The organism is Methanosarcina vacuolata Z-761 (assembly GCF_000969905.1).
GTDB lineage: Archaea > Halobacteriota > Methanosarcinia > Methanosarcinales > Methanosarcinaceae > Methanosarcina > Methanosarcina vacuolata.
This window is the reverse complement of sequence record NZ_CP009520.1, coordinates 4329158-4351150: the sequence shown is the minus strand read 5'-3', so window position 1 is coordinate 4351150 and position 21993 is coordinate 4329158. Positions and strand designations below refer to the sequence as shown.

At 40.3% G+C, this 21993-nt stretch carries 23 protein-coding genes; 9 read left to right on the top strand and 14 right to left on the bottom strand.

Annotation, left to right across the window (positions count from 1 at the left end; translation table 11 throughout):
- Positions 1-4: 4 nt before the first annotated feature.
- Positions 5-286: an Asp-tRNA(Asn)/Glu-tRNA(Gln) amidotransferase subunit GatC gene (gatC, locus tag MSVAZ_RS18005; RefSeq protein WP_048123248.1), complete on the bottom strand. Its 282-nt coding sequence runs from the start codon at positions 284-286 to the stop codon at positions 5-7.
- A 761-nt stretch (positions 287-1047) separates the two neighbouring features.
- On the opposite strand from gatC, the gene MSVAZ_RS18000 reads away from it, so the two are divergent.
- Entirely contained in the window at positions 1048-1638 is a 591-nt protein-coding gene (locus MSVAZ_RS18000) for an OsmC family protein (protein ID WP_048123245.1), read from the top strand.
- A gap of 227 nt (positions 1639-1865) precedes the next feature.
- Here MSVAZ_RS18000 and MSVAZ_RS17995 read toward each other — a convergent pair whose 3' ends face one another.
- From MSVAZ_RS17995 to MSVAZ_RS17975, 5 genes are all read right to left on the bottom strand, one after another.
- Positions 1866-3029: a Coenzyme F420 hydrogenase/dehydrogenase, beta subunit C-terminal domain gene (locus tag MSVAZ_RS17995; protein WP_048123243.1), complete on the bottom strand. Its 1164-nt coding sequence runs from the start codon at positions 3027-3029 to the stop codon at positions 1866-1868.
- Positions 3030-3325: 296 nt separating this feature from the next.
- A complete protein-coding gene (priL, locus tag MSVAZ_RS17990; RefSeq protein ID WP_048123240.1) occupies positions 3326-4480 on the bottom strand; it encodes a DNA primase regulatory subunit PriL in 1155 nt (384 codons plus the stop codon).
- A 1-nt stretch (position 4481) separates the two neighbouring features.
- Positions 4482-5219: a DNA polymerase sliding clamp gene (locus MSVAZ_RS17985; RefSeq protein ID WP_048123238.1), complete on the bottom strand. Its 738-nt coding sequence runs from the start codon at positions 5217-5219 to the stop codon at positions 4482-4484.
- 297 nt (positions 5220-5516) lie between these two features.
- A complete protein-coding gene (locus tag MSVAZ_RS17980) occupies positions 5517-5831 on the bottom strand; it encodes a transcription factor S (RefSeq protein ID WP_048108514.1) in 315 nt (104 codons plus the stop codon).
- A complete protein-coding gene (locus MSVAZ_RS17975; RefSeq protein WP_048123236.1) occupies positions 5809-6225 on the bottom strand; it encodes an NUDIX domain-containing protein in 417 nt (138 codons plus the stop codon). Before MSVAZ_RS17975 ends, MSVAZ_RS17980 begins: the two co-directional genes overlap by 23 nt.
- Positions 6226-6852: 627 nt before the next feature.
- Between MSVAZ_RS17975 and artA the strand changes: the two genes are divergently transcribed.
- From artA to MSVAZ_RS17955, 4 genes are read left to right on the top strand one after another with little or no spacing between them, the layout of a single operon-like run.
- On the top strand, positions 6853-7722 hold the full coding sequence (gene artA, locus MSVAZ_RS17970; protein ID WP_048123234.1) for an archaeosortase A: 870 nt from the start codon (positions 6853-6855) through the stop codon (positions 7720-7722).
- Positions 7723-7727: 5 nt separating this feature from the next.
- On the top strand, positions 7728-8351 hold the full coding sequence (locus tag MSVAZ_RS17965) for a phosphatidylserine decarboxylase (RefSeq protein ID WP_048123232.1): 624 nt from the start codon (positions 7728-7730) through the stop codon (positions 8349-8351).
- A 2-nt stretch (positions 8352-8353) separates the two neighbouring features.
- Positions 8354-9145, top strand: a complete 792-nt coding sequence (locus MSVAZ_RS17960) for an archaetidylserine synthase (protein WP_048123229.1) — start codon at positions 8354-8356, stop codon at positions 9143-9145.
- 26 nt (positions 9146-9171) lie between these two features.
- Positions 9172-9567, top strand: coding sequence for a dihydroneopterin aldolase family protein (locus tag MSVAZ_RS17955; protein WP_197078792.1), 396 nt, complete (start codon positions 9172-9174; stop codon positions 9565-9567).
- A 293-nt stretch (positions 9568-9860) separates the two neighbouring features.
- On the opposite strand, the gene hisC is transcribed toward MSVAZ_RS17955, so the two are convergent.
- The 5 genes from hisC to MSVAZ_RS17930 all read right to left on the bottom strand — a co-directional run bounded on the left by hisC (position 9861) and on the right by MSVAZ_RS17930 (position 14811).
- Positions 9861-10961 carry a histidinol-phosphate transaminase gene (gene hisC / locus MSVAZ_RS17950; RefSeq protein WP_048123225.1) on the bottom strand — a complete coding sequence of 367 codons (1101 nt, stop codon included), beginning with the start codon at positions 10959-10961 and terminating at the stop codon, positions 9861-9863.
- Complete coding sequence (locus tag MSVAZ_RS17945; protein WP_232316312.1) at positions 10942-12051, bottom strand: acetylornithine transaminase; 1110 nt, start codon at positions 12049-12051, stop codon at positions 10942-10944. Before MSVAZ_RS17945 ends, hisC begins: the two co-directional genes overlap by 20 nt.
- 463 nt (positions 12052-12514) lie before the next feature.
- Positions 12515-12787 (bottom strand): hypothetical protein, encoded by a 273-nt coding sequence (locus MSVAZ_RS17940; protein ID WP_048123221.1) that lies wholly within the window; start codon positions 12785-12787, stop codon positions 12515-12517.
- Between the two features lie 7 nt (positions 12788-12794).
- Positions 12795-13997, bottom strand: coding sequence for a polymer-forming cytoskeletal protein (locus tag MSVAZ_RS17935; RefSeq protein WP_084626192.1), 1203 nt, complete (start codon positions 13995-13997; stop codon positions 12795-12797).
- A gap of 331 nt (positions 13998-14328) precedes the next feature.
- Positions 14329-14811: a PUA domain-containing protein gene (locus tag MSVAZ_RS17930; RefSeq protein WP_048123219.1), complete on the bottom strand. Its 483-nt coding sequence runs from the start codon at positions 14809-14811 to the stop codon at positions 14329-14331.
- A gap of 399 nt (positions 14812-15210) precedes the next feature.
- On the opposite strand from MSVAZ_RS17930, the gene MSVAZ_RS17925 reads away from it, so the two are divergent.
- Both MSVAZ_RS17925 and MSVAZ_RS17920 read left to right on the top strand, forming a co-directional pair.
- Complete coding sequence (locus MSVAZ_RS17925; RefSeq protein WP_048123217.1) at positions 15211-16305, top strand: hypothetical protein; 1095 nt, start codon at positions 15211-15213, stop codon at positions 16303-16305.
- 111 nt (positions 16306-16416) lie between these two features.
- Positions 16417-16983: a hypothetical protein gene (locus tag MSVAZ_RS17920; protein ID WP_048123215.1), complete on the top strand. Its 567-nt coding sequence runs from the start codon at positions 16417-16419 to the stop codon at positions 16981-16983.
- Between the two features lie 143 nt (positions 16984-17126).
- Here the strand turns inward: MSVAZ_RS17920 and MSVAZ_RS17915 are convergent, their stop codons facing one another.
- Positions 17127-17429, bottom strand: a complete 303-nt coding sequence (locus MSVAZ_RS17915; protein WP_048123213.1) for a DUF1894 domain-containing protein — start codon at positions 17427-17429, stop codon at positions 17127-17129.
- 788 nt (positions 17430-18217) lie between these two features.
- Here MSVAZ_RS17915 and MSVAZ_RS17910 point away from each other — a divergent pair.
- Both MSVAZ_RS17910 and MSVAZ_RS17905 read left to right on the top strand, forming a co-directional pair.
- Positions 18218-18676 (top strand): DUF1890 domain-containing protein, encoded by a 459-nt coding sequence (locus MSVAZ_RS17910; protein ID WP_048123211.1) that lies wholly within the window; start codon positions 18218-18220, stop codon positions 18674-18676.
- Positions 18673-19047 (top strand): DUF1894 domain-containing protein, encoded by a 375-nt coding sequence (locus MSVAZ_RS17905; RefSeq protein ID WP_048123209.1) that lies wholly within the window; start codon positions 18673-18675, stop codon positions 19045-19047. Before MSVAZ_RS17910 ends, MSVAZ_RS17905 begins: the two co-directional genes overlap by 4 nt.
- Positions 19048-19151: 104 nt before the next feature.
- Here the strand turns inward: MSVAZ_RS17905 and purM are convergent, their stop codons facing one another.
- Positions 19152-20153 carry a phosphoribosylformylglycinamidine cyclo-ligase gene (gene purM, locus MSVAZ_RS17900; RefSeq protein WP_048124326.1) on the bottom strand — a complete coding sequence of 334 codons (1002 nt, stop codon included), beginning with the start codon at positions 20151-20153 and terminating at the stop codon, positions 19152-19154.
- A gap of 22 nt (positions 20154-20175) precedes the next feature.
- Positions 20176-21594, bottom strand: coding sequence for an aspartate kinase (locus MSVAZ_RS17895; protein ID WP_048123207.1), 1419 nt, complete (start codon positions 21592-21594; stop codon positions 20176-20178).
- Positions 21595-21993 lie beyond the last annotated feature (399 nt).

The window sequence follows — 21993 nt, the reverse complement described above, 5'->3', positions numbered from 1 at the left end:
CTCCTCAGCCTATCTTCGGAACCCTGAAGGCTCCGTCCTGTTTGTGTTCGGTGTTTTCCAGAACAACTTCCTGCGGGAGACATTCTTCCACCACATCATCCCTGAACACGTTATAAATCTTAGCCACGTGGTATGTGGGAGCTACATCTTCAGTCGGCAACTCGTCAAGCTGTCCGAAATACCCCAGCACTGAATTAAGTTTTTCCATGTATTCAACTGTTTCCTGTTCGCTAATATCAATGCGAGCAAGCCAGCCGATATGTTCTACATCTTCTTTTGTGATCATGAAAGTCCCTCAAAAATAGAATAATTCCGAATAAATGCCGTTGGTTGCTGCATAATACAAATAGGTTTATGTGATAAATATATATTCTTCGTATTTTCAAAGACCAGGGGAGGAGGAAGCTTTCAACATAGCTTCTCGTAAAAATTGAGAAATCTTATTTATTAAACATCATTCATGGTCTCTCATATTTAATCAATATTAAATTTTTGTGATTATATCGATAAATCTTTATACTTTAGATTAAATTTGAAAGTGGTAGTAACAGTGAGAACTAAGAGGCATTTTTTTAACTGAAACTCATGTATCTGGAGTAATTGAGATCGAACGATCGTAAAATTATCAGTGTTTTTCTTTTTCCAGATTGGATTGAAGTATAATAACAATTAAGGTGCTTTTAATGTTAAATGCCTTTGATTCTGACTTTTTCTATCGTGTTCAATGCAGATTATTCCCACATTAACTGAAAGTATACTTTTGCATTAATGATCTACATGTTTATAATTCTAAATTATAATTCTAAATTTTGTTGGCGTTATTCTAAATTATTTTAAAAGTCTCTTGAAATTATCTTAAAATTCTGGTATCTATAAAAGTTATCTTAGAAAAGAGGGGCAGTGTGCCAATTTTTCTGTAAAGTCACAAATATCAAAAAGTTACTGTGTAAAAAATTACGTCTCGGAAGATTAATTTTCTCCATAGTACGCAAAAACTTGACTTCAAATTTACAGCAAATTTGAGATACTGTCAAAAGAGGTGAACAATTGATAGTTAATAGAGTAGATGTTGATAAATTTGGTGAGACTCTTCAAAAAGCAGAAAATGATCTTTCAAAAACCAAAAAAATAGTTGAGTTTGAAGGAAATTGGGAGATAGGCAAAACAGGGCCTCAATTCTCCGTAAAAATAAATACCGAAAAAGGAGGAGAATTTTTAATTCAATCGGATGAAACAATAGCTTTAGGAGGTGGAGGGACTGCCCCCAATCCCGTACAGTATGGTCTGTATGGGATAGCATCCTGTTTTGCAGCTACTTTTGCCAAATGGACTGCAATGGAGGGTATAGAACTCAATCAGTTCAAAGTAAAGGTCAAAGCTGATATGGACATGAGTGCAAGTTTTGGATTTTTCCAGGAACCTGTAATTCCTATCTATGAGCATATTAAATTCGAGATAACAATTGATTCGGAAATGGACAAGGAAGAAATTGAAAAATTTAATGAGATTACAAAGCGGCGTTGTCCATGTTATTACTGTTTGACCACAGCAATCATTCCTGAAATTGTGTTCAAGAAGGAAGATCAGGAACCTTTAGCCGAGTCTCTTCATCCTGAGGAGTTAGTTGAAGCTAATTAGAACAGCTGAGTAAAGTTTTTTCCTTTTGAAGGCTCTGAACTGCAGTCCGCATTCCGTCACCCGCGTTCCGTCACCCGAGTCCCGTCTCGGGAGGACGGTGCCCTTTTCGCTCACTTCGTTCGCTCAAGAGGGCTGAATTATGGTCAAGATAAGCTGATTTTTAACTTTGAGTTCGTGGGTGTAACGGGGTAGGTTTTTACTGGCTGCAGAATCTATTTTTAAGGTCTTTACTTTTTTTGCCTTCTGTTGAGGTCATACATTTGGACTTTCTTCATCTTGGCGAGGTTGAGTACTCTTTCAAGTTCGTCGTCGGTAAGGTGTCGGGCTTCGATGTAACCGTTGTCTACGGCTTCATTGAATATTTCGTATCCCAGAGCTGAACGGGTAAGGACTGTAGTCCAGCCTCTGGGGCTGCCAACTCCGCCAAAAGAGATATCTGAGTTTTCGGCAGTAAGGTCCGTACAGAAACGACAGGAAGAGCTTCTGTATTCGTCAAATTCGCTGAGGTCAAGGATTTGTTGTTTTCCGTCCTTCAGAGTAATCTCAAACTTCCCTTTCCGAATTTTCATGGCATCTACATTTTCCAGCGTAATTCCATAACTTTTCAGTACTGCTTTAATTCCTTCATAGGAAAAAGTGTCCATACAAAAGAGCCCGAGTTTGAGAACCTTTGCTCTCATGAAGAGATGTAGAAATCCATAGGAACTTTTCTGCATTTTAGTGACTGCATCAATATTACAGCTCGTCCCTACGAACGCAATGCTGTTCATCCCCTGTTTAATTGCACTCATAAGAGCTTCAAGCGTCATTGAGTGAGAATAGATGCTGCCGCTACTCTCAAGGACCTCTTCCCTTGTTTTTGCAACTACTGGTACAGGTTTCCAGGGCTCTTCCTTTGAGCGAGTAGTAACCACGGCAGAGTCAATTAAACCCTCATCAAGGGCATACAAAAGCAGAGATGTTACAACTCCTCCATCCTGTCCCCTTATTTCGGGAATAGCAGATCTTGCTGCATATGCGAAGCGGAAGCTCCCTATAAGTCCCTCTTCTGTGGTGATGGTTCTCGGACACTGGTAGTAGCAGACCCCACAGGCTTTACAGGGGCCTACCAATTTTGGTGCGCCGTCCTCTATCGTAATATACTCGCAACTTGCTGCGCAGGCTCCACATAGAGTACATATTCCTGGTTTTATAATGTCCTTTTTTAATTTTCCAAAGGAAATCCTCTCTTTCTCACTAAGATTCCGTTTGAGCCGGATTACACTTTTTTCTAGAGCATCGAATTTCTGTTTGCATTCGGGACTGCAGAAATAATAGCTCTTTCCCCCATAATCTGAGAAATACTCAGTATTGTCAGATATTATTTTTTTACAAATAGGATCCAGCGGCATTGAAAGCCTCCGATGCAGGTTACACGAAAACTTCAGGAAATACCATAAGTGCAATCAAATGCGTAACTCCCACACGAATTTGATGCTGGCCTTAAAGAATATTGATCTTATCCAATCAAATCAATAATTAATAAAAATAGTCTATAATTGATATAAATCTTTTTATAATTATAATATTTCTTATAATCTTTCTAATAATATTTCTAATAATATTTCTAATTTTATGCCTTTTTCCTTTCCTTCCTCTTTTCTTCTTGTTTTTCCTTCTCTTTTTCTATTTCCTTCCTCTTTTCTTCTTATTTTTTCTTCTCTTTTTCTATTTCCTTTCCCTTCCCTTTTTCTTCTTGTTTTTCCTTCTCTTTTTCCATTTCCTTCCCCTTCTCTTTTTTTTCCTGTTTTTCCTTCCCTTTTTCCATTTCCTTCTCTTTTTCCATTTCTTTTTCTTTATTTCTCAGATATATTTTCTTCTCGTAGTATGCCAGAGGATGACTGATTTTTTCACACAATCGGTCTTTACCTATGCAGTTCCCATATGTTCTCATAGTGTCACATGCAGGAGGCTTGTATACGTTTCCTGTTGCGCCTGCAATATGTTCTATCTGATAAAGGGTTAATTCCGCGTTAAAATCAGGAGAGACATTGAAAAGGTTAAGAATTTCATCCACTGACATTCCCACGCTGAGCAGGAAGGAGGTCATGGCAAAACGCATAGAATGGGCAAGATTCACTCCGCCCTGTACGTTTGCAAGGGCATGGGATATACAGGGGGGAAAGAGCTCGGGTTCCACTACACCAAAGTCCGTTGTCCCGAATTTTTTCTTGTGGACCTCAAACTTATCTTTTATTTCAGCAACATAAGGGGCGCAGAAACTTGATACTTCAGAAGGGATTTTGGGAATGGGGAATGATTTTTCTATTCTTTCTTTGATCGCTTCTTGAAGGAGTCTTACAAAGTCTTTTTTCATAACTACGACCATTCCGGATCGAAGCTGTCGATTTGTTAATTTCCATATTGGTTCCCTTATCGAAGAAGAAAAGCGTATATAATCTGCAAAATGCATACTGAACTGTAACTCTTCAGCTTCTGCTTGAATCCCAAAATCCTCCCCGAATTCAAGCAAAAAATCAGTACTTTCTTTTTCGAGCCATTTTGAGGCTGCTTCTGCTTCTTTTAGTGCGTATCGTTTGGTGAATAACTGGTCATCTACGCAAGCGACCAGAATTTGAGCAAAAGGATAAGAGAGAGTTTCGGAAAGAAGCCAGCTTTCATCTTTTATGAGCGATTTTTCAATCTCTCCTTCGATGGATTGCATTACTCTTTCCATCCCGCGAACTCGAGATCTCCGAAAAGCTGGAGAATTAAGCAAACTCTCTAGCGAGACTCTAAGGCTTTCTACATAAGCAGATACTTCTGAAGCAAATGGGTAAAGAGCGATATGTTCCTCGTCCATTTCAGTCCGACTCAATTCTTGGAGCCAGGAGGTACGAAATCCTTCCTGCACCGTTCGCAATTTCGAAATCTATGAGTATTGGGAAGTCTTTTCCAAGGGAAAGAGTAACTTCATTGATTTTATTCGTGGGTTTGACTATATCGGTCAGATAATCCAGAGAGAAAAGAGAACATGCTTCTCCTGCCTTCAGGTCGATTAGCTGATCCCTGCCCATCTCGAGACGAACCTTGTCGGTATCGCCTTTTGCTTCCATATAGAATGTGTCGTCCGAAACTCCCATGAGCATATGGTCGCTTATTTTTTCGGCAGCTTTAACAGCACGTCTGAGGTCTGTACCGTTAAGGACGACTTTAGCAGGCAATTCAAGTTGTGGAACTCTTGGCTCTGCCCGAATTGTAGAAGGATCGAGAAGAGAGAGTGTATAAGACAGTCCTCCGACATCAATCAGAAGTTTGTGATTCCCTTCTTCAAGTTCCATCCGGACTGTGTCGTTCTTATCTGCGATTCCCAGCAGGTCCATAATCTTGTTCAGATCAACTCCGATTTCACATTCATCAGCGTTATACTCGTCGAAAGCAGATGACCCAAGCTCGAAAATTCCCATTGCAACGTTGGCAGGATCAACGGCTTTTACCGAAATACCTTCCGGGTTTATCTTGAATCTGACCTCATCTACAATTACAGCTAGTGCGGCAACCGCGTCTTTCAGAAGCTCTGCATTAATTGCTGCCTTAAACATATTTCTTCTCCAATAATAAATTTAAGTCTAAACTATTTATTACCCTTGAGATATATAAATTTCTTTACAGATTCCTAAATTCCAGCTCATCTGAAGAATTAATTCTCCAAATGTGATCAAACAGGGTTCTGGAATCGGAAAAACCATTAGATTCAAACTCCCGGCAACTATATAAATCTTGGTCAGAAAACAGGGCGGCTTCAGGCTCTGCTTAAAGCAGAAAGGAAGCTGTAGCCTGATGGGTCTAGTTTTCCGGGAAATGTACTTTTCAAGGGGGAATAGAAGGGCAATTAAATTTCAGTCGTATTCTCTCCAGGTAAATCCGCATTTCGTACACTTGAAAAAGCGGGTTTCGGATTCATCGGCAGACCTCAGTTGTCTGAGCCACCAGGCTGCAGTATTGTTCCCACATTCTGGGCATTTTGCACTTGTTGTCGGCAGGCCTGAAGTCTGCTCACCTTCCAGAACCACTATTTCGTGATCATCTATCTTGGCTCTGGAGACAAAACTTTTTTCATCACTTTTTATAGGTATTATGTTTCCACATTTTCTACACTCAAAATTCCCATTTTTAGGAAACATCATACTTTTACATTTGGGGCAGAATTGCATTAATATCACTTTTTGCATCATTTATAATTTTATTGTGGTCAAAAGCCAGTTCAGGAACGGACTCAAGCTCAAAAAGATCGGCAGAAGCGGCATCAGACCCGGATTTCAGCTCTCCAAATCCCTTTGCAAGGTAACACACTGAAACCGTATGTCCTCTGGGGTCGCGGTCAGGATCAGAGTAGACTCCTACAAGTTTGATAAGCTCTACAGAAAGGCCTGTTTCTTCAAAAGCTTCCCTAGCTGCTGCTTTTTCTGTAGTTTCCCCGATTTCTACGAAACCTCCAGGAAGGGCAAATTTTCCCTGATATGGGGGATTTTTTCTCTTCACAAGCACAAGCCTGTTTTTAAAGAGGATTACGGTATCAACGGTTAAACTAGGAGTTTTGGGTTTCATAAAACGCCTTCATATTTCCTTTCCTGGAGATCTCTTTTTCCGCCACCAATCCCTTTCTGAATCAGCTTTTCCGGCAGGAACGCCAGAATGAAATATTATTATTATGCATAACGTAGAAATTCTTCATGTTATTTCAATTTTGACATTATAAGTCAAGTTCCTGTCAAGCAGAAAAATCTCTTATGTAGTTGTTTCTCTTAAATGTTTCCCTTTTATCGAAACAAAAGTTTTCCTGTTCCTGAAATTCTTCAATCTCTATATTTTTTATACAAACGAGAACATGTTGGTAATGTTCTATTTGTAACGTTATTCTTCTATAATAGGAATCTATTATCTTATTTGCAGGCTCAATTACTCGGTATCGTTATCTTGATAGAGGTAATAATTCTGCATTTCCTGATCAATACGAAAAGTAAAATCCATAAGCTTTGAATTCCTAAATACTAACGATTATGAACTAATTGGACTTATTGGAAACTTATATGAATATTTATCAATTATTTAGATAAGTTTATTTGCCGCTTCCCGGAAATTTCATAACTTGCCTGAGGTTTTCTGAGCTTTCAGAAACAAGATAAATAATATTCAAAACTAAACCTTACCTCTGGCAAAAAAGGTGCGTGAAAAATGATAGAAAGTATACTCTGGCTCGCAGTCGGGTTAATGGTTGCGTCATCCGTCATCCCCAGAACTTCAAGGGTTCGTAAACTTATTGGAGGGATTGGATGGGGTGTATTTTCCATCCACTGGAGTTATCAGCCTCTTCATTATCTCAAAATTATGGACTATGCTAATGTGCTCCTAACAATAGTAGTAGCCCTATTTTGTCTACTTGTAGCGTATATCATGTTTCTGGAGTACAGAAAAGGTCCTCTAAAGATAATTAATAATAGAGAAGTGTTGCACTCCAAATTTTCAGATCAGAGTGAGGCTGATTCCCTTGACATAACCTCGATGCTTACAAGTGCCAGTGCACTCGGAGCTCTTGTTTATTTCCCGTTTGCGAATTTCGCCTCTCTGAATACCTTGATTATAGGAGGGGTTACTTCTCAGGTTACCTGGGTTCTTCAGTATCTAGACATTCCTGCGTATATGAAAGCCTGGAATATGATATCACTTAATGGGTATACAGTGGAAATCATTCTCGCCTGTACGGCTATTGAAAGTATTGCTCTCTTTATGGGGCTTATATGTGCAGTAAGAGCTCCCCTTAGTCGACTGGCTATGGCGTTTATTGTGTCAGTACCCGTGATCTATATCCTTAATCTTATCAGGGACATTTTCGTGGTAGTTGCTTATGGAGAGCAATGGTTTGGGGCTGATAGTTTTATAATTGCGCATAACTATATCGCAAAAGCGGGTTCAGGCATTGCTCTCTTTGTAATTTCATATGCAGTACTCCGGATTCTGCCCGAGCTGTTCGGAATGATTGATGGCCTCTGGGTCATTCTTTCTAATGAATTGAAATCTCTTCTGCTAAGGTCCGAGGGGGATTAAGAGAAATGCTTGCAAAAGGTTCGGAACCCTGGCTTTTTACAGCTGCGTCTATTACTGCATTATTTGCAATTCTCTCTAAGGCAATGAACAGCTCCCACTTAAACCACGCTGCTTACTTAGCAATGTCACTGACTTTCTTTATGGTTCTTTTTTTTAGAGATCCAGAAAGAAAGGTTGAAGTTTCGGATACTTATATGATTTCCCCGGCTGATGGAACTGTCATAGATATTCGAGGCCGGAAAATCTGTATTTTCATGTTTCTCCAGAATGTACATGTAAATAGAGCTCCGATTTCGGGGACTATCAGGGAAATCACTTACAAGAAAGGCGGATATCTTCCTGCTTACTGGAAAGACTCTGAAAGAAACGAAAGAAACGAGTTTATTATTCACAGCAAGTATGGGGATGTTAGTGTCACGCAGATTGCAGGCACTATTGCCAGGCGAATTGTCTCTTATTCTCAAGTAAATGATATGATCGAGCAGGGACAGCGAATTGGAATGATTCGCTTCGGATCAAGGGTTGATGTAACGATTCCTCATGATTTTGAAATTACAGTACGGAAAGGGGAACGGGTACTTGCAGGCAAGACTATTATAGCAACAATAAAAAATGATAGGGACTTTTGAACATGAACGTATTTCAAATGTTAAGACTCCCGGACCTGGTCTCTCTTTTGAACCTTATCTGTGGAATCGGCTCAATTGCAGTAGCTGCTCAGGCTACAGTCCAGGCTGCCACACTTCAAACTGGGGCAAACCATAATGGTTTTGTCCTGGCTTTGATCTTACTTCTTGTTGCAGCAATTGCAGATGGAGCGGATGGGTACATTGCCAGGAGGTTTAAAGGAGGAGAACTCGGGGAACAACTTGATTCCCTGGCAGATGCAGTTTCTTTTGGGGTAGCTCCTGCTCTTCTCATATACTTGCAGTTTGGACAAATAAACCCTCTTGTGGGAGATCCAGACCCTCTTGTTGCGGTATTTCCGGTTTTCTATGCTATCTGCGGTGTGCTCAGACTCGCACGCTTCAATTCCATGACTGCCAGTAAAACTGGATTTGAAGGCCTTCCCATTACTGCAGGCTGCGTTATGCTTGTCACATATATGTTGTTAAGTGAAAACCTTGTCAAGATAGACTTTCTTCTAGCACTTACCCTTTGTCTCTCTATTCTTATGGTGAGTTCGGTAAATTATCCGAAGATCAAGAATGTCAAGGTTCTCGTTTTCATAGCTTCCATTTTTGGAATAACTATGCTTCTCTACCTGTATAATATCGAATATATGCGAATTTTCTCGATCCTGCCTTTTATCCTGATGTTGATCTACATCTTTTGTCCTTTTTTCAAAGTCCCTGTCTTAAGCAATCTGGGTAATAAGGAATATCGAAATAAAGGACTGAGAATCGGGAAAGAAAAACAATAAAACCAATTTGTCCGAAACGTCAATTAATGAATTCCAAGAAGGAAGTGATTTGTTTGGTCCAAGAAAAAGCAACTGATAGAGATAATGCACTTTTTGAGGCAGGAATAAAACTAGGAGCCCTTTACCATCAATTTACGGGTTCTCCTGTAAATTTAAATACTGTTTCAAGCCTTGAACAGGCTATCCAGGAAAGCATTTCAGTCCAGCCCTACGTGGAAGAAATTTCCGTAAAAATTGATAGAGATATGTTGAAAGGCAAGTTGAATGATGAATTCGGTTATTCTGAGCTTCAGGGGCCTATGCTTAATGTAAAAATAACTGTAAGATACGGCTCTTCAAAGATAAAAGTCGGAATGGAATATAACTCCGAGTTGAATTATCCGCTGATGAAAATTCTAGAAATCGAAGAGATAAACGTTTGAAATAGATAGCCTCTAAAATAGAAAACGGATTAAAATAGAAAACGGATTAAAGTAGAAAACGGATTAAAGTAGAAAACGGATTAAAGTAGAAAACGGATTAAAGTAGAAAACGGATTAAAGTAGAAAACGGATTAAAGTAGAAAACGGATTAAAGTAGAAAACGGATTAAAGTAGAAAACGGATTAAAGTAGAAAACGGATTAAAGTAGAAAACGGATTAAAGTAAAAAACAGATCTTAACATAAAACATAACTCAACGTAAAAATAGAACTTAAAGTAAAGAAATTAAGGCTTTTAACCCTCTTTCTTTACAGTTTCAAAAGCCCTGATAACTTTTTCATTCTGTTCCGGAGTTCCAGCTGTTACCCTTATAAGCGTATCTCCAGCCTCCCTGAAAGAATCACAGGAACGTACAATAATTCCCTTTTTCATGAGATTCTGTGTAACGGTTTTTGCTTTCATAGGAGAAACATCCACAAGTACGAAGTTTGCCTGGGAAGGATAAACCTTAAAGGGAATTTTTTCTCTCAGGTATTTTCTGCCTTCTCTTGCGATTTCTACGCTTCTTTTGTGGTGTTCGGGATCTGAAAGGGCAGCTATTCCTGCTTTTAAAGCCGGAAGACTTACTGAAAACGGTGTTGCTGCTCTTATATACTCTTTTGCCAGCCATTCGGGCATGATTCCATAGCCCAGGCGCAAGCCTGCGAGCCCAAATACCTTGGAAAAGGTTCTGCCCACAACAAGGTTATCGTATTCTCTTACAAGCCCTGCAAGGTTCCTGTCCGCAAATTCGACATATGCCTCGTCAACGAACACAAGAGCTCTGGTATTTTCAAGTATTTTCCTCAGATCATTTTCGGGAAGGAGGTTGCCTGAGGGATTATTGGGAGAGCAGAGGAAGATTATCTTTGTCCTGCTAGACGCAGCTTCCAGAATCTTTTCAGGATCTATCGAGAAGTCCTGGCTTCTCCTGACAAAGACTGGCTTTCCTCCGCATGCCCGTGCCGGAAGTTCGTAATAGGCAAAAGTAGGAGTAGGAACAATGACTTCGTCTCCTTTTTCAATAACCAGCCTGCAAAGCCCGTCAAGTAACCCGTCCATTCCCGGCCCTGAGGCTACGAGGTTTGAAACCGGGAAACCTGTGTATTTCGAGAGGGCCTCCCTTAGTTCAATCGCGTCTGCTGAGGGGTAAATGTTTGCTGAGGGAGCTGTGTCTACCAGGGCCTGAACAGCTTTTGGAGAGGGCCCAAGCGGGTTTTCATTTGAGCCGAGTTTAATAATTGAGGCCGGGTCAAGCCCATAGGCAGAAGCGATTTCTTCAATGGATTTCCCTGGAACGTACTCTGCAATATCAAATATTTCTTTTTTTATCAATTCAGGCCTGCTCAAGAACATCAACTACCTTATCGATCTGTTCTTTTGTAATCACAAGTGGGGGAACCAGACGGAGCACCGATTCCGATGTGCAATTTACAAGCACTCCATGTTCCCTTGCAAAGTCCACGAAATCGCTGCAGGGATGGTTTACCTCTACTCCTATCATGAGCCCTTTTCCACGGACTTCTACAACATCTTCCCTTTCCATATTCCTGAGCTTTCCCATGAAATAAGCCCCGTTCTCTTTTGAGCGCTTAAGGAGTCCTTCTTCCTTTATTGCCTCAATTGAAGCGAGTGCAGCTGCACAGGCAAGTGGCCCGCCTCCGAAAGTAGAAGCGTGCTGTCCGCGCCCAAAGCTTAGCTCCTCCCTTGCCGTGATCGCGCCCATAGGAAAGCCTCCACCTATTGCTTTTGCCATGCTCATGATATCGGGTTCTACTCCGAACTGATCTTTACAGAACCATGTACCCGTCCTTCCAAAGCCTGTCTGCACTTCATCAAAGATAAGGAAAGTTCCGGTTTCGTCACAGATTTCCCTGACCTCTTTAAGGTATCCGGGATCCGGAATATTAACTCCGCCTTCTCCCTGAATGGGTTCAAGGATCACGGCTGCCGTGTTTTCCGAAATAGCCTTCCTGATAGCGTCAGCATCGGAGTACGGGACAAAAGTAGTTTCGGAACTTACAGGCGGCATGAAAGGGTCCCTGTAAATGCTCTTGTGGGTTACGCTGAGTGCCCCTATAGTCCTTCCGTGGAAGGAGTGTTCAGCAGCTACAAAGGCACTTTTTCCGGAAGCCATACGGGCCAGTTTCATCGCAGCCTCTACGGCTTCAGCTCCTGAATTACAGAAAAAAACGCGTTCCATTCCTGTAACCGAAACAAGGGCTTCTGCAAGTTCAGCCTGAATCTCAGTGTAATAAAGATTAGAAACGTGCAGCAGCTTCTCAGCCTGGGCCTGGATTGCCCTGACAACAGCCGGGTGGCAGTGTCCAACATTGTTTACTGCAATTCCTGCTACACAGTCAATATACTCTTTTCCGTAAATATCCCGGACAACCGCTCCCTTTCCTTCTGAAAGTACAAGGGGCTGACGACCATAAGTCTGCATTACATATTTTGAATCTTTTTCTATAATTGAATCGTATTTTGCCTGTAAATTCTCAGGCTCTGTAACCTGTAGATTTTCAGGCTCTGCAATCTCTGTCAATTGGATCCCTTCATGAAATTTGTTCCTTTAAACTGATTGGAAAGTTTAACGAGTAAAGTCTGGAATATTTTAACCTAATTCTGGTTATTTTAACCTAATTCTGGTTATTTTGATCTAATTCTGGTTATTTCGAATTAATTCTGGTTATTTCAACTTAATTCTGGTTATTTTAACCGAATTCTGGTTATTTTGATCAAATTCTAGTTATTTCGAACTAATTCTGGTTGTTTCAAACTAATTATGGTTATTTTAGAGTTATATCTAAATCTGGAGCCCAACTAGCTCAAAATGAATGTATTATTAAGATATTAAGATATTAAGATTTTTGAGAGCATTTTCTTTTGAGGGTTCAAAAAGTTTACAGTTAAATTTCAGAGTTGAGTTCTGCTCTTTCATCTCCAAAGCCCAGATAATTCCCTGATTCCCTATGAATGTTACTGCTCTTTCTCAAAAAAGAAATTTTTTCCGAAGACATTTTTTCCGCAATTCTTTTTCCCAAAAGCATTAGCTCACACCCTCGCAGGGTAAGATTTGCCATATCTTTAACGAAAATTAAGCTGAAGACTTTGGTCAGAGGAAATTCGGAATTTTCCTGGGTGTCAAGGACATACGAAAGGACTCGGGTCGGATTAATCACTCTCAGATTACTCTTCGGACTTTTGTTCCTTTCTGTGAGTCCTGGCTCCTGTGAAGTGTCTGGTTCTTTCCAGGGCCCTTGTTCTGGCCGTTTTTCTTTTTCTGCCAGGTACAAAAACATTCGCACTCAATTTGGCAGGTGAACCAATTTCCATCACATTCAGGGGCTTTACGGGTTCATCCCGGGACCCTTTTTTGATTTTGTCCTGAGGTTCTTTTTCAGGTTCGTCCTGAGGTTCCTTTTCAGGTTTGTCCTGAGTCTCATTTTCGGGCAATTCATGAGTCTTGCCCATAATTAATTTCCCTAAAGCATTGACCTCTGCAAGAACAGGCATTTCTGCAGCATCCCTTAAGAAAGATACTCCCGAAGGGGCTTTTATAGTACCGTCTACCCTCGCGTTTTCAAGCAGTAAGACCGAGTTGGCTTTCACTCCACCGAAAACTCGACTGTTCCTGCCAATCTGCACATCTCCTTTTGAAGAAAGATTGCCATAGACAGTGCAATTTTCACCGATGAAGATCTTGCCTTCTGAGTAAATACTTCCCTTAAAGGTCAGGTTTTCCCCTGTAGAGACAGCCTGTGCTCGAATATTTCCTGTTATCAGGCAGTTTTTTCCTATAATGGCTTCCCCATCAATCTCAATAGTTTCATGGGAAAGCTTTGAGTCAGCTGGTACAATCAGTACTTTTTCAGCGGGCTCTTTCCTTTCAAAGCTCTGTATGTCCTCAGAATCCTCAAAAAGTTCTTCTACGGCTTTTTCAATCTCTTCGCCTTTGCCGAGACGCATCATTTCCTTTATGTAAAGAAATAGAAAGATAATTACAGGGATCGGATTTCTTACCAATATCCATCCCTTGGCTTCAAACCCTCCCCGGATTTTAACTTCTTTTCCTACGTCCAGGTCTCCCTGTACGAGCAGTTTCCCGTCAATGGTTACAAATTCTCCCAGGTAGGCGTTTCCTCCAACCTCTACCCGGTTACCCAGTTTTGACCACATGTCAATCCTGATATCGTTACTGGCCGCAATATCCCCTGAGACGACCACTCCTTCTCCCATAATGACAGTATCGCCGATTATATTGTATTCAATATTAGAGTGATTGCCGACAATAACGTCTCCCTCGACTGTAATTTTGTTTGCTTCGATTCTGGTGTTATCTGGAACCAGGAAGTATTTTAGAATCTCTTCTGACTCTGAAATAGTGCTCACTCTCCGGGAAACTGTTATCTTTGGCTTTATTTCTTGAAAATCTTATTTCTTTATATACTTCTACTTCAGGATTGAAGCTGCCTTTTAAAATCCGTTTTTTTAAATGGCATTCATTCAAAAATTACTATCTATGATATATTCTTATTCATTTTATCCGCTCATTATAAGAATATTTGAGCAATATAAGTAGCATTTTATATCATATTTAACTATATGTAAATTTGTGTAAAATTTAAAAAGCGTCGATATTTAGCATAAAACTTAACACTTTTTCTCTTTTCTCTTTTCCAATGTCTCTTTTATATCTCATAAGTTTTTCTAAGTTCTTGATTCACCTTTCTTTTTTCGAAGCCACTCCTACTCTTACATCCACAGCTGCACCACTGTTGAGAGCCAGAATCTCTGCAGGAGACAGAAGCAGTTGCCCTGTTGCAAGCAGCCTGTTAGTCTCATCTGTCACAAGTACTTCTTCTCCGGCCCTCAGTTCAGGATCAATGTCAACCACGTGTTTTATAAAAGCGGTTTTACCTTTCTCCACAAAAGGAGCAGCTTCCTCTGAGATGACGACCCTGAGCTTCTTTCCTGGCAAAAGCCTGTGAACGATGGAAGCTCCTTCAATACTGAGGGTAAAAAACCCATCCTTTGCTCTTGCTGTAGCCATACGTTTTCCAGAGTGTAAGACCTGGCGCACTCTTTTTGTCCTGGATAACTGGAACGTTGAGCCATCAAGAAAAAGTTCTTTTCCGATGCCTTTCCCAAACTGGTAGTCTGCTATCATGCGGACTCTAGCTAGTCTTTCGGTGTCACTATTCATGAGAGTACGTAATATATGCAGACCTTAAAGCCGTTCCGGTTATGCTGATTTTTTGTGACCGTAATTCTACGTTCTCTATTTTATCACATATTCTATATTTTTCTTCTATTATCCTGACATTTGAGCTTTCTGTCTTTCTCTAAATAATTTATTTTTTGCTCTAATGTAATTGTTTTTTTCTTTTTACATCATGCATTTTTTTATTTTACTATATGTTTTTTTTGCTCTTCAATCTAGCAAAAATATTAAGAAGTATAAGCAACAATCTATTATCGGGTTTACGAAAATGAAAACGTGTGTATATCAAGAACTTTGATCGGGTTTACGAAAATGAAAACATGTGTATATCAAGAACTTTGAGCTGCTTACAGTCTCAAGAAGGCAAGAGAGGGAATCCGCTTGATAGTCCGAAAGAATATCTCTATTGACCAGTGTTATGTGGATAAATTAAAGCCCTTTCTGGAAAAAAATAATGGAAACTTAAGTGCGGCAATAAGGGATACTATCGAAACTGCCTCTCTCACCCTGGCTGGGAGAACCGATGAAAATGGGGAAAAATCTTCATGTAAGGCCTCACAGAATGCAGAATTTCGTAATGGACTGATTGAGGAAGAAGAATTCCTGCTTGTTCATCATACTCTTTTTGAATGGCTTGTTAAAAACACTTCAGGGTTATTAATCGACGAATCAACTGTATATGAAATAATTAACCCTTATAAAATTAAACGAATCCCTGATGTTGTCAGTTATATAAATTTGCTCAACGAGAAAATGGGCTGGAAAATTAAGGTCGATGCAGAGTACAGTCAGGGCCCTGAGCCTGAAACTGCAAGTCTGACTCTCTCAAACGGAAACCCCTGCTTCAGGGAAATTATGGCCCATAGCCTGGCTCTTTATCTGGCAAAACAGATGAAACTGGATGTTCAGGGTCTATTCTGCAAATCAAACGTAACAAAGGTCTACTTTAAAAGGTTCGAGTTTCTTGATTTTCAAAAAGTTCCTAAAGGGCTTGAGGAAAACTTTGGATGTATGGAAAGTACTTTCCGGGAAATTCAAAAAAAGCCGGAGTTCTGGAAGAATCTTATCAAAACCTACAGGCAGCAGAATTATCAGCGGCTTAGCATGCAAAGAAAAACTTTCGAGGCTTTTGTTTCAGGAGATCTTCCATCCGTAGCTGAATTGAAAAGAAATTTTGAGTTGATTACAGGAAATCCCCCGACAGCCTTCACCCTTGCCGAGCATATTGTTATTTTCAAAGAAATTTATCTCACGGATGGTATCGGAAGTGATATAGAAATTTGCACGGAAAAGGGCAAAGAATATGTGAAACTTATTCACGACTATTCTGATAGAAAAGTATGTGACTCTCTTACAAAATATTACTCTACTGTTTTCACGTCAATTAACTACTCTTTTAAAGTCACCACCAGCCCACATATGATTTTGTTCGAGTTCGGAAAAAACCTTAGTTCAGCCGACTTTTCTGTGGAATAATGGATCTCGAACCCTGGATCTCTGCTGCTGAATATTCACCTTAACTTCCATAATTCTCTGATATTCAGCAAGATAGATAAATTCATATGTGGGATTCTCCTATCCTTTTTCATGAGTGACGTAATTTTACTCTGGGACGGCCCTCTTCTCTTTGAAAAACTGTTTGTGGAATATGGGCTTGAATGCACTCGTGCACTCTCAACGTCCCTTTGTACTCCTTATCTTCCTGCCTGCAAGGTTCTGGTTTTGCCGACAGGTTTTGCAAATAAACAGTATACGAAAACAGGCGCAGGACTTGAACGCGGTAAACGTTCCCTTGAAAAGTTTGTGACAAAAGGAGGGACTCTTCTTGTTTTCAGCCCTCTTGTCCCAAAATACGAATACGAGTGGCTTCCTTTTTCTCTAAAATACGTAATGGAAGAAAATCCATGCACACCTCAGCCTGTGGGGCAGCACGAAGCCCAAAAGCTTGTGGAAAATATCGATCCTCCTGTAGGATGTGACGGTTACTTCACGGAAACCGACGGTGATGTGGTATTAACGGATGATAGAAGCAGGCCGATAATGGTCGTAAAAGAAGTTGGAGAAGGCATGGTCGTTGCAACCACAATACACGAGCTTCCTTCATCCGAATTCTTTGAGTGCAGGGTCGCATGTACAAAAAAGGTAAAACCTTAAAAGAAAATTTAAATCAAAAAATCAGAATTAAACATAAAGATTGGCACTTTTTAATATCTTCTGGAATCGCCAAAATTTACCATTAATTCCGCTAGCAATTGACTGCAATCAATTAAAAACCCCGAAAATAATAAAAGGTCTCCTCATTTAATCTTTTTTACATTTTTATCTATTTTGTACTGGTTCCTAAGCCTCTCTATTTCTTCGGTTTCGTTTTTCAGTTTGAGCACAAATAAGCCGAAGCAGGGCTTTGTGAACTGAAATATAATATCGCTTCCTGAAAAGCCAACAGGGGAAACTGTACCCATGAGCATGAGATCTCTTACTTTGTACCCGCCAGGTACGAGGTATACATCCTCTGAATTCTCCATAATGAGTTTTTCACACTCTTCGAGGGTTGTATTCTTCAGGAGAACCTCATAGTTATATCCGCTTAAACATACCATTTTTGTACCCTTTATTGTTTTTTTCTAGATATATCCAGGAATATTCTGATAGCTGTCCATGCTTCAAATGGCCGTTAGTTTAACTCATGTTAAAATATGAGTCGATGGTATAAGAGGCAACTCATTTTGAAAAGCGAATTTTAAATTCTATGAATGACAGGCACAAACAAACTATTATCGTTTCAATCTGCGGTCAAAAGTACTTGACAGGGCTTTCGTGCCAAAGGACTTTCATACCAAAGAGAGTTCTGTACAAACACTATAAACTTGATTCATATTATTTATATAATTGTTCTTTTATAATTTTTGGAATGCTTGCAGGCGAATGCATATTCGTCTTGACTAAACAGTTTTAACCTCTATTGACAATTTAATATAAATTTGACAATATAGGCTTGTTAAATAATGCTTTAGATCTAATAGGCTTGTTAAACAATGCTTTAGGTCTAAATAGGCTTGTTAAACAATGCTTTAGGTCTAAATAGGCTTGTTAAATAATGCTTTAGATATATTGGGAATAGAAAGTTGGAAGATGTATTGAAGCTGATCTAAAAACTCAAGACAATTTCTCAGAATCCTATATTCTGAATAATAATTGAGCTTCAGATTATAAAAATTGTTTCTAAAATATTCTCATTTTTTTACGAATATGGTTGATTTTGGGAAGAGTTCTTAAACTATCAATACTGTCTCGATTTCAAGAATTTCAATTCAAATATTGATTGCAAAGATTAAAATTCAGGATAAACCCTAATCTTACAGATAAAATACCTAAGAGATGAAATATTATGACCGGCGCAAAAGTGCTCCTCATGATGGGATGTCCAGAGGTTCCGATTCAAACCAGCATTGCATTATATCTTTCCCATAAACTGACTAAACTGGGATTTGATGTAACCGTTGCCGGGACAACTGCCGCAAGCAAGCTTTTGAAAGTCTCCGATTCCGACGGCTATTATGTAAAAAAGCTGGTAGATCTCGACAAAACTATAGTAGACGTCATTGAAAAAAGAACGGATTTCGATATGTGCTTTGCCTTTATGCATAACGATGCAGGAATGACTTATGCAACGACCATGAGCTCCATTTCTCAGGCCAGAATGTATTCAATAGTCTTTGGCAGAAATGCTGAGGTTCTGGCCGAAACCATAGAGTTCGACTGTGAAAAGATTGTCGCACAGGACGTTCACAACCCCGTTCGTCTCAAGAACAAGCTGGATAAGGTTATGGAGGAGATCGTTAAATGAGCTGTATTGAGCAAATGAAGTACACAATCCACCTGCAAAAAACAAGCTTCAAGGAGGCCAGAGAGTATATTGAGAAAAACTCGGACGAGGTTTACTATGTATCTCCTGGATATAAAATCTTCAAAGATTATTATATAATCGGAATACCGCCCATTGCGATGGGTGTAAAAGGCAATGCTCTGGTCTTCCCCTATACAAAGCCGTGCCATGGGAGCTTTGTCCTGAGCATAGACGACGAAGACAGCATAAAAGAGATCAATCGGCTCAGGGATGCGGAAAAAGAAAAAGTAACGCCTTCAGCGAAGAAAAGTAAACCTGCTGAAAGTTCCAGGACATCTTTATCCAGCTATGGGGATATGTGGAAAAACTAAAATCTGAAAAGTTGATCATAGAGGAAGAAAATCTTACTCTTCCTCTAAATTGGCTTTCAAAATCGAATTTTTTATAGAATCCTTTCTAGAATCTTGTACATTTTTCACTCTATTACCAGGTCTTTTACCCTGATACCGCTTTCCACAATTTTTCCTACGATTTTTCCACCGGTAATTTCTGCAGCTTTTGCAGCATCTTTTTCCGGCAAGATAACAAGGAAACCCATACCCATATTGAAGGTTCTGTACATTTCAAGATCCTCGACTCCGCCTTCCTTCTGCAAGAATTTGAAAATTTCCTGTGGTTCAAGAGGATCGTAAAAATCAAAACCGAGTTTTGTCACTCTTCTCAGTTTCAAAAGTCCGCTGCCTGTTATGTGGGCAAGCCCATGGACTTCACATGCCTTCAGGACATCAAGAATCTCAATATAAATTCTTGTTGGGGTTAGGAGCTCGTTTCCGATCGTTTTTGAATTGTCATAGGGACAGGGGTCGTGATAAGAGTACCTGGATTCCTCAATGATTTTCCTTACAAGGGTATAGCCGTTGCTGTGAACGCCTGTGCTTGGGACACCTACAATCACGTCACCTACCCTTACTTTCTCTCCCTCAACAATCTGTTCTTTCCGGACAATTCCAAGGCATGTACCTGCAAGGTCAAAACCTTTAATTATCTCGGGCAGGGTTGCAGTTTCTCCACCAACGATGGACATCCTGGATATTTCCGCGCCATTAACCAGTCCTTCCCCGATCTGGGCGGCAAAGCCTTCTTCATGCTTTTCCAGGGCAAGATAATCTACAAAGGCTACAGGTTCGGCCCCTATGGCTAGAAGGTCATTCACATTCATTGCGATACAGTCTATGCCTACTGTATTCCACCGCTGCATTTCGTTTGCAATAAGAACTTTTGAGCCTACCCCATCAGTTGTCAGGGCAAGGGCATATTCTCCGAAGTCCAGAAGCCCTGCATAATGCCCTATTCCTGTAAGGGGGGCTCCTATACCTTTTCGAACATAGCTCAGTTTTTCGATAAGGGTCTTGACGGTTTTTTCTTCCTTTGTAATATCTACGCCTGAATCCGCGTACGTTAAGTGTTTTTCACTCATCTTTTGCCCCTCCCTGCCTGCTTTATAGCTTTTTTTCAATTCCGTTTCCGTTATATAGTTCAAATTCATCGTGCAGGGTCTTGACTGCAGCAAATGCATCATCTTCCCGCACTACGAAAGAGATATTGTACTGGGAAGAGCCCTGGCTGATCATGATGATATTAATCAGTGAGTTCCCAAGCGCTCCGAATACCCGTTTTGCTACGCCTGGAGTCCCTGCCATACCTGCACCCACGACTGCAACTACACAGACATCTTTGTCTGACGTGATTTCTTTTACGATTCCGCGGTTGAACTCTTCATGCAGGGCTTTTAATGCAGTTTCCACATGTGCTTCACTGATCACGAAAGAGATATTTGATTCGGACGAGCCCTGGCTTATCATAATAACATTAACGCCTGACTTTGCAAGTACTGTGAAGAGTCTTGCTACAGTTCCGACAGATCCTACCATCTCTGCGCCTGAAATATTGATGAGCGCCACGTTTTTGATCAGGCTTACGGCTTTTACTACATTCTTGCACTGGAACTTTTCCGCAACTACGAGCGTGCCAGGTAGCTCAGGCTCAAACGTATTCTTGACACGCACAGGAATGTGTTCGCGCATAGCAGGCTCAATCGTGCGCGGATGCAGTACGTTTGCCCCGAAGTAAGAGAGTTCCATGGCTTCGGCATAAGAGATTTGCGGGATAGTTTTTGCCTCTGGCACTATTCGCGGATCAGTAGTCATGATACCGTTTACTTCTTTCCAGAGCCAAATCTCGTCGGCTTTCAAAGCTGCGCCCAGAATAGAAGCTGTAAAGTCAGAGCCGCTTCTTCCCAGAGTGGTAATAATTCCTTCTTCGTTTTCTCCGATAAATCCCGTAACTACAAGAATCTGTGTCTCGAGTCTGCATTCAAGCCTCTTATTCACAAGTTCGTAAGTTTTCTCAAGAGGCCTTGCATTCCCGTAATCCGATGATGTTATAATCCCTGCTTCTCCACCTGTGAATTCAGTTGATGAAATTCCAAGGGAACGGATAGCCCCTGACACAATCGGAGCAGCCAGGCGCTCTCCATAAGAGCAAATGTAGTCAATTGACCTTGAAGTAAGCTCACCAAGATAGCAGATTCCGATCAGGGCTTTTTCGAGCTCGTCAATGCGGAGGTCAAGTGTCTGGATAACTTCTTTAGCGACTGTTGGATCATCAATGGCATCCTTCACGGCCTCGTGGTGTTTGTTTGTGATTTCTGTTTTAAATTCTTTCACAAGGGCGACTTTGCCTTTTGTTGAGGCAAAGAGTGCATTTTCCAGAAGCTCATCGGTTACTCCACCGAGCGCTGAGGTTACTACCACGATCTGGTTGCCTTCTTCACGGTACCCCTTTAGAAGCTGGGCAACATGACGGATTTTTTTTCCGTCCCCAACGGAAGTTCCTCCAAATTTCATTACAATTTTCATGATCGGATCACGTTTTGTCGTTAACTGATTATTCTCACACCATTTACTTAAACTGTTGATAATAGTTTTGGTTATCTTCACTAATTATTCAGATTGGAATTAATAGTTCTCCAAAATTTCTGCGGGTTTGCAGATTGCTTTCAATAGCATGATTTTTTTGTAGAGAAAGATATATATTGGCTCTTTCGTCACTTAATACATTTTATGCTGAGAACCTGTTCTGTATAGGATATGGATACTATATTATAACGTTTTTGTAAAATGGATTAGAAATTAATCTCCAGATCAGCAGAAAAACCTGCTGGCAAATACCCGATAAATCTAAGTAATCTGGATCTGGTAGAAAATATTATATTTAATTCCCGAGATGAAAGACTAAGATATTTGGAAAGAGATGAA

Excerpts from the sequence above, each read along its gene's own strand:
- MSVAZ_RS17975 (WP_048123236.1), bottom strand. The coding sequence starts at position 6,225 with ATGAAACCCAAAACTCCTAGTTTAACCGTTGATACCGTAATCCTCTTT.
- MSVAZ_RS17980 (WP_048108514.1), bottom strand. The coding sequence starts at position 5,831 with ATGCAATTCTGCCCCAAATGTAAAAGTATGATGTTTCCTAAAAATGGG.
- MSVAZ_RS17910 (WP_048123211.1), top strand. The coding sequence starts at position 18,218 with ATGACCGGCGCAAAAGTGCTCCTCATGATGGGATGTCCAGAGGTTCCG.
- MSVAZ_RS17965 (WP_048123232.1), top strand. The coding sequence starts at position 7,728 with ATGCTTGCAAAAGGTTCGGAACCCTGGCTTTTTACAGCTGCGTCTATT.
- MSVAZ_RS17915 (WP_048123213.1), bottom strand. The coding sequence starts at position 17,429 with ATGGTATGTTTAAGCGGATATAACTATGAGGTTCTCCTGAAGAATACA.
- MSVAZ_RS17995 (WP_048123243.1), bottom strand. The coding sequence starts at position 3,029 with ATGCCGCTGGATCCTATTTGTAAAAAAATAATATCTGACAATACTGAG.
- hisC (WP_048123225.1), bottom strand. The coding sequence starts at position 10,961 with ATGTTCTTGAGCAGGCCTGAATTGATAAAAAAAGAAATATTTGATATT.
- MSVAZ_RS17945 (WP_232316312.1), bottom strand. The coding sequence starts at position 12,051 with ATGCAGACTTATGGTCGTCAGCCCCTTGTACTTTCAGAAGGAAAGGGA.
- MSVAZ_RS17905 (WP_048123209.1), top strand. The coding sequence starts at position 18,673 with ATGAGCTGTATTGAGCAAATGAAGTACACAATCCACCTGCAAAAAACA.
- MSVAZ_RS17930 (WP_048123219.1), bottom strand. The coding sequence starts at position 14,811 with ATGAATAGTGACACCGAAAGACTAGCTAGAGTCCGCATGATAGCAGAC.
- MSVAZ_RS17960 (WP_048123229.1), top strand. The coding sequence starts at position 8,354 with ATGAACGTATTTCAAATGTTAAGACTCCCGGACCTGGTCTCTCTTTTG.
- priL (WP_048123240.1), bottom strand. The coding sequence starts at position 4,480 with ATGGACGAGGAACATATCGCTCTTTACCCATTTGCTTCAGAAGTATCT.
- purM (WP_048124326.1), bottom strand. The coding sequence starts at position 20,153 with ATGAGTGAAAAACACTTAACGTACGCGGATTCAGGCGTAGATATTACA.
- MSVAZ_RS17895 (WP_048123207.1), bottom strand. The coding sequence starts at position 21,594 with ATGAAAATTGTAATGAAATTTGGAGGAACTTCCGTTGGGGACGGAAAA.
- MSVAZ_RS17920 (WP_048123215.1), top strand. The coding sequence starts at position 16,417 with ATGAGTGACGTAATTTTACTCTGGGACGGCCCTCTTCTCTTTGAAAAA.
- gatC (WP_048123248.1), bottom strand. The coding sequence starts at position 286 with ATGATCACAAAAGAAGATGTAGAACATATCGGCTGGCTTGCTCGCATT.
- artA (WP_048123234.1), top strand. The coding sequence starts at position 6,853 with ATGATAGAAAGTATACTCTGGCTCGCAGTCGGGTTAATGGTTGCGTCA.
- MSVAZ_RS17985 (WP_048123238.1), bottom strand. The coding sequence starts at position 5,219 with ATGTTTAAGGCAGCAATTAATGCAGAGCTTCTGAAAGACGCGGTTGCC.
- MSVAZ_RS17955 (WP_197078792.1), top strand. The coding sequence starts at position 9,172 with ATGAATTCCAAGAAGGAAGTGATTTGTTTGGTCCAAGAAAAAGCAACT.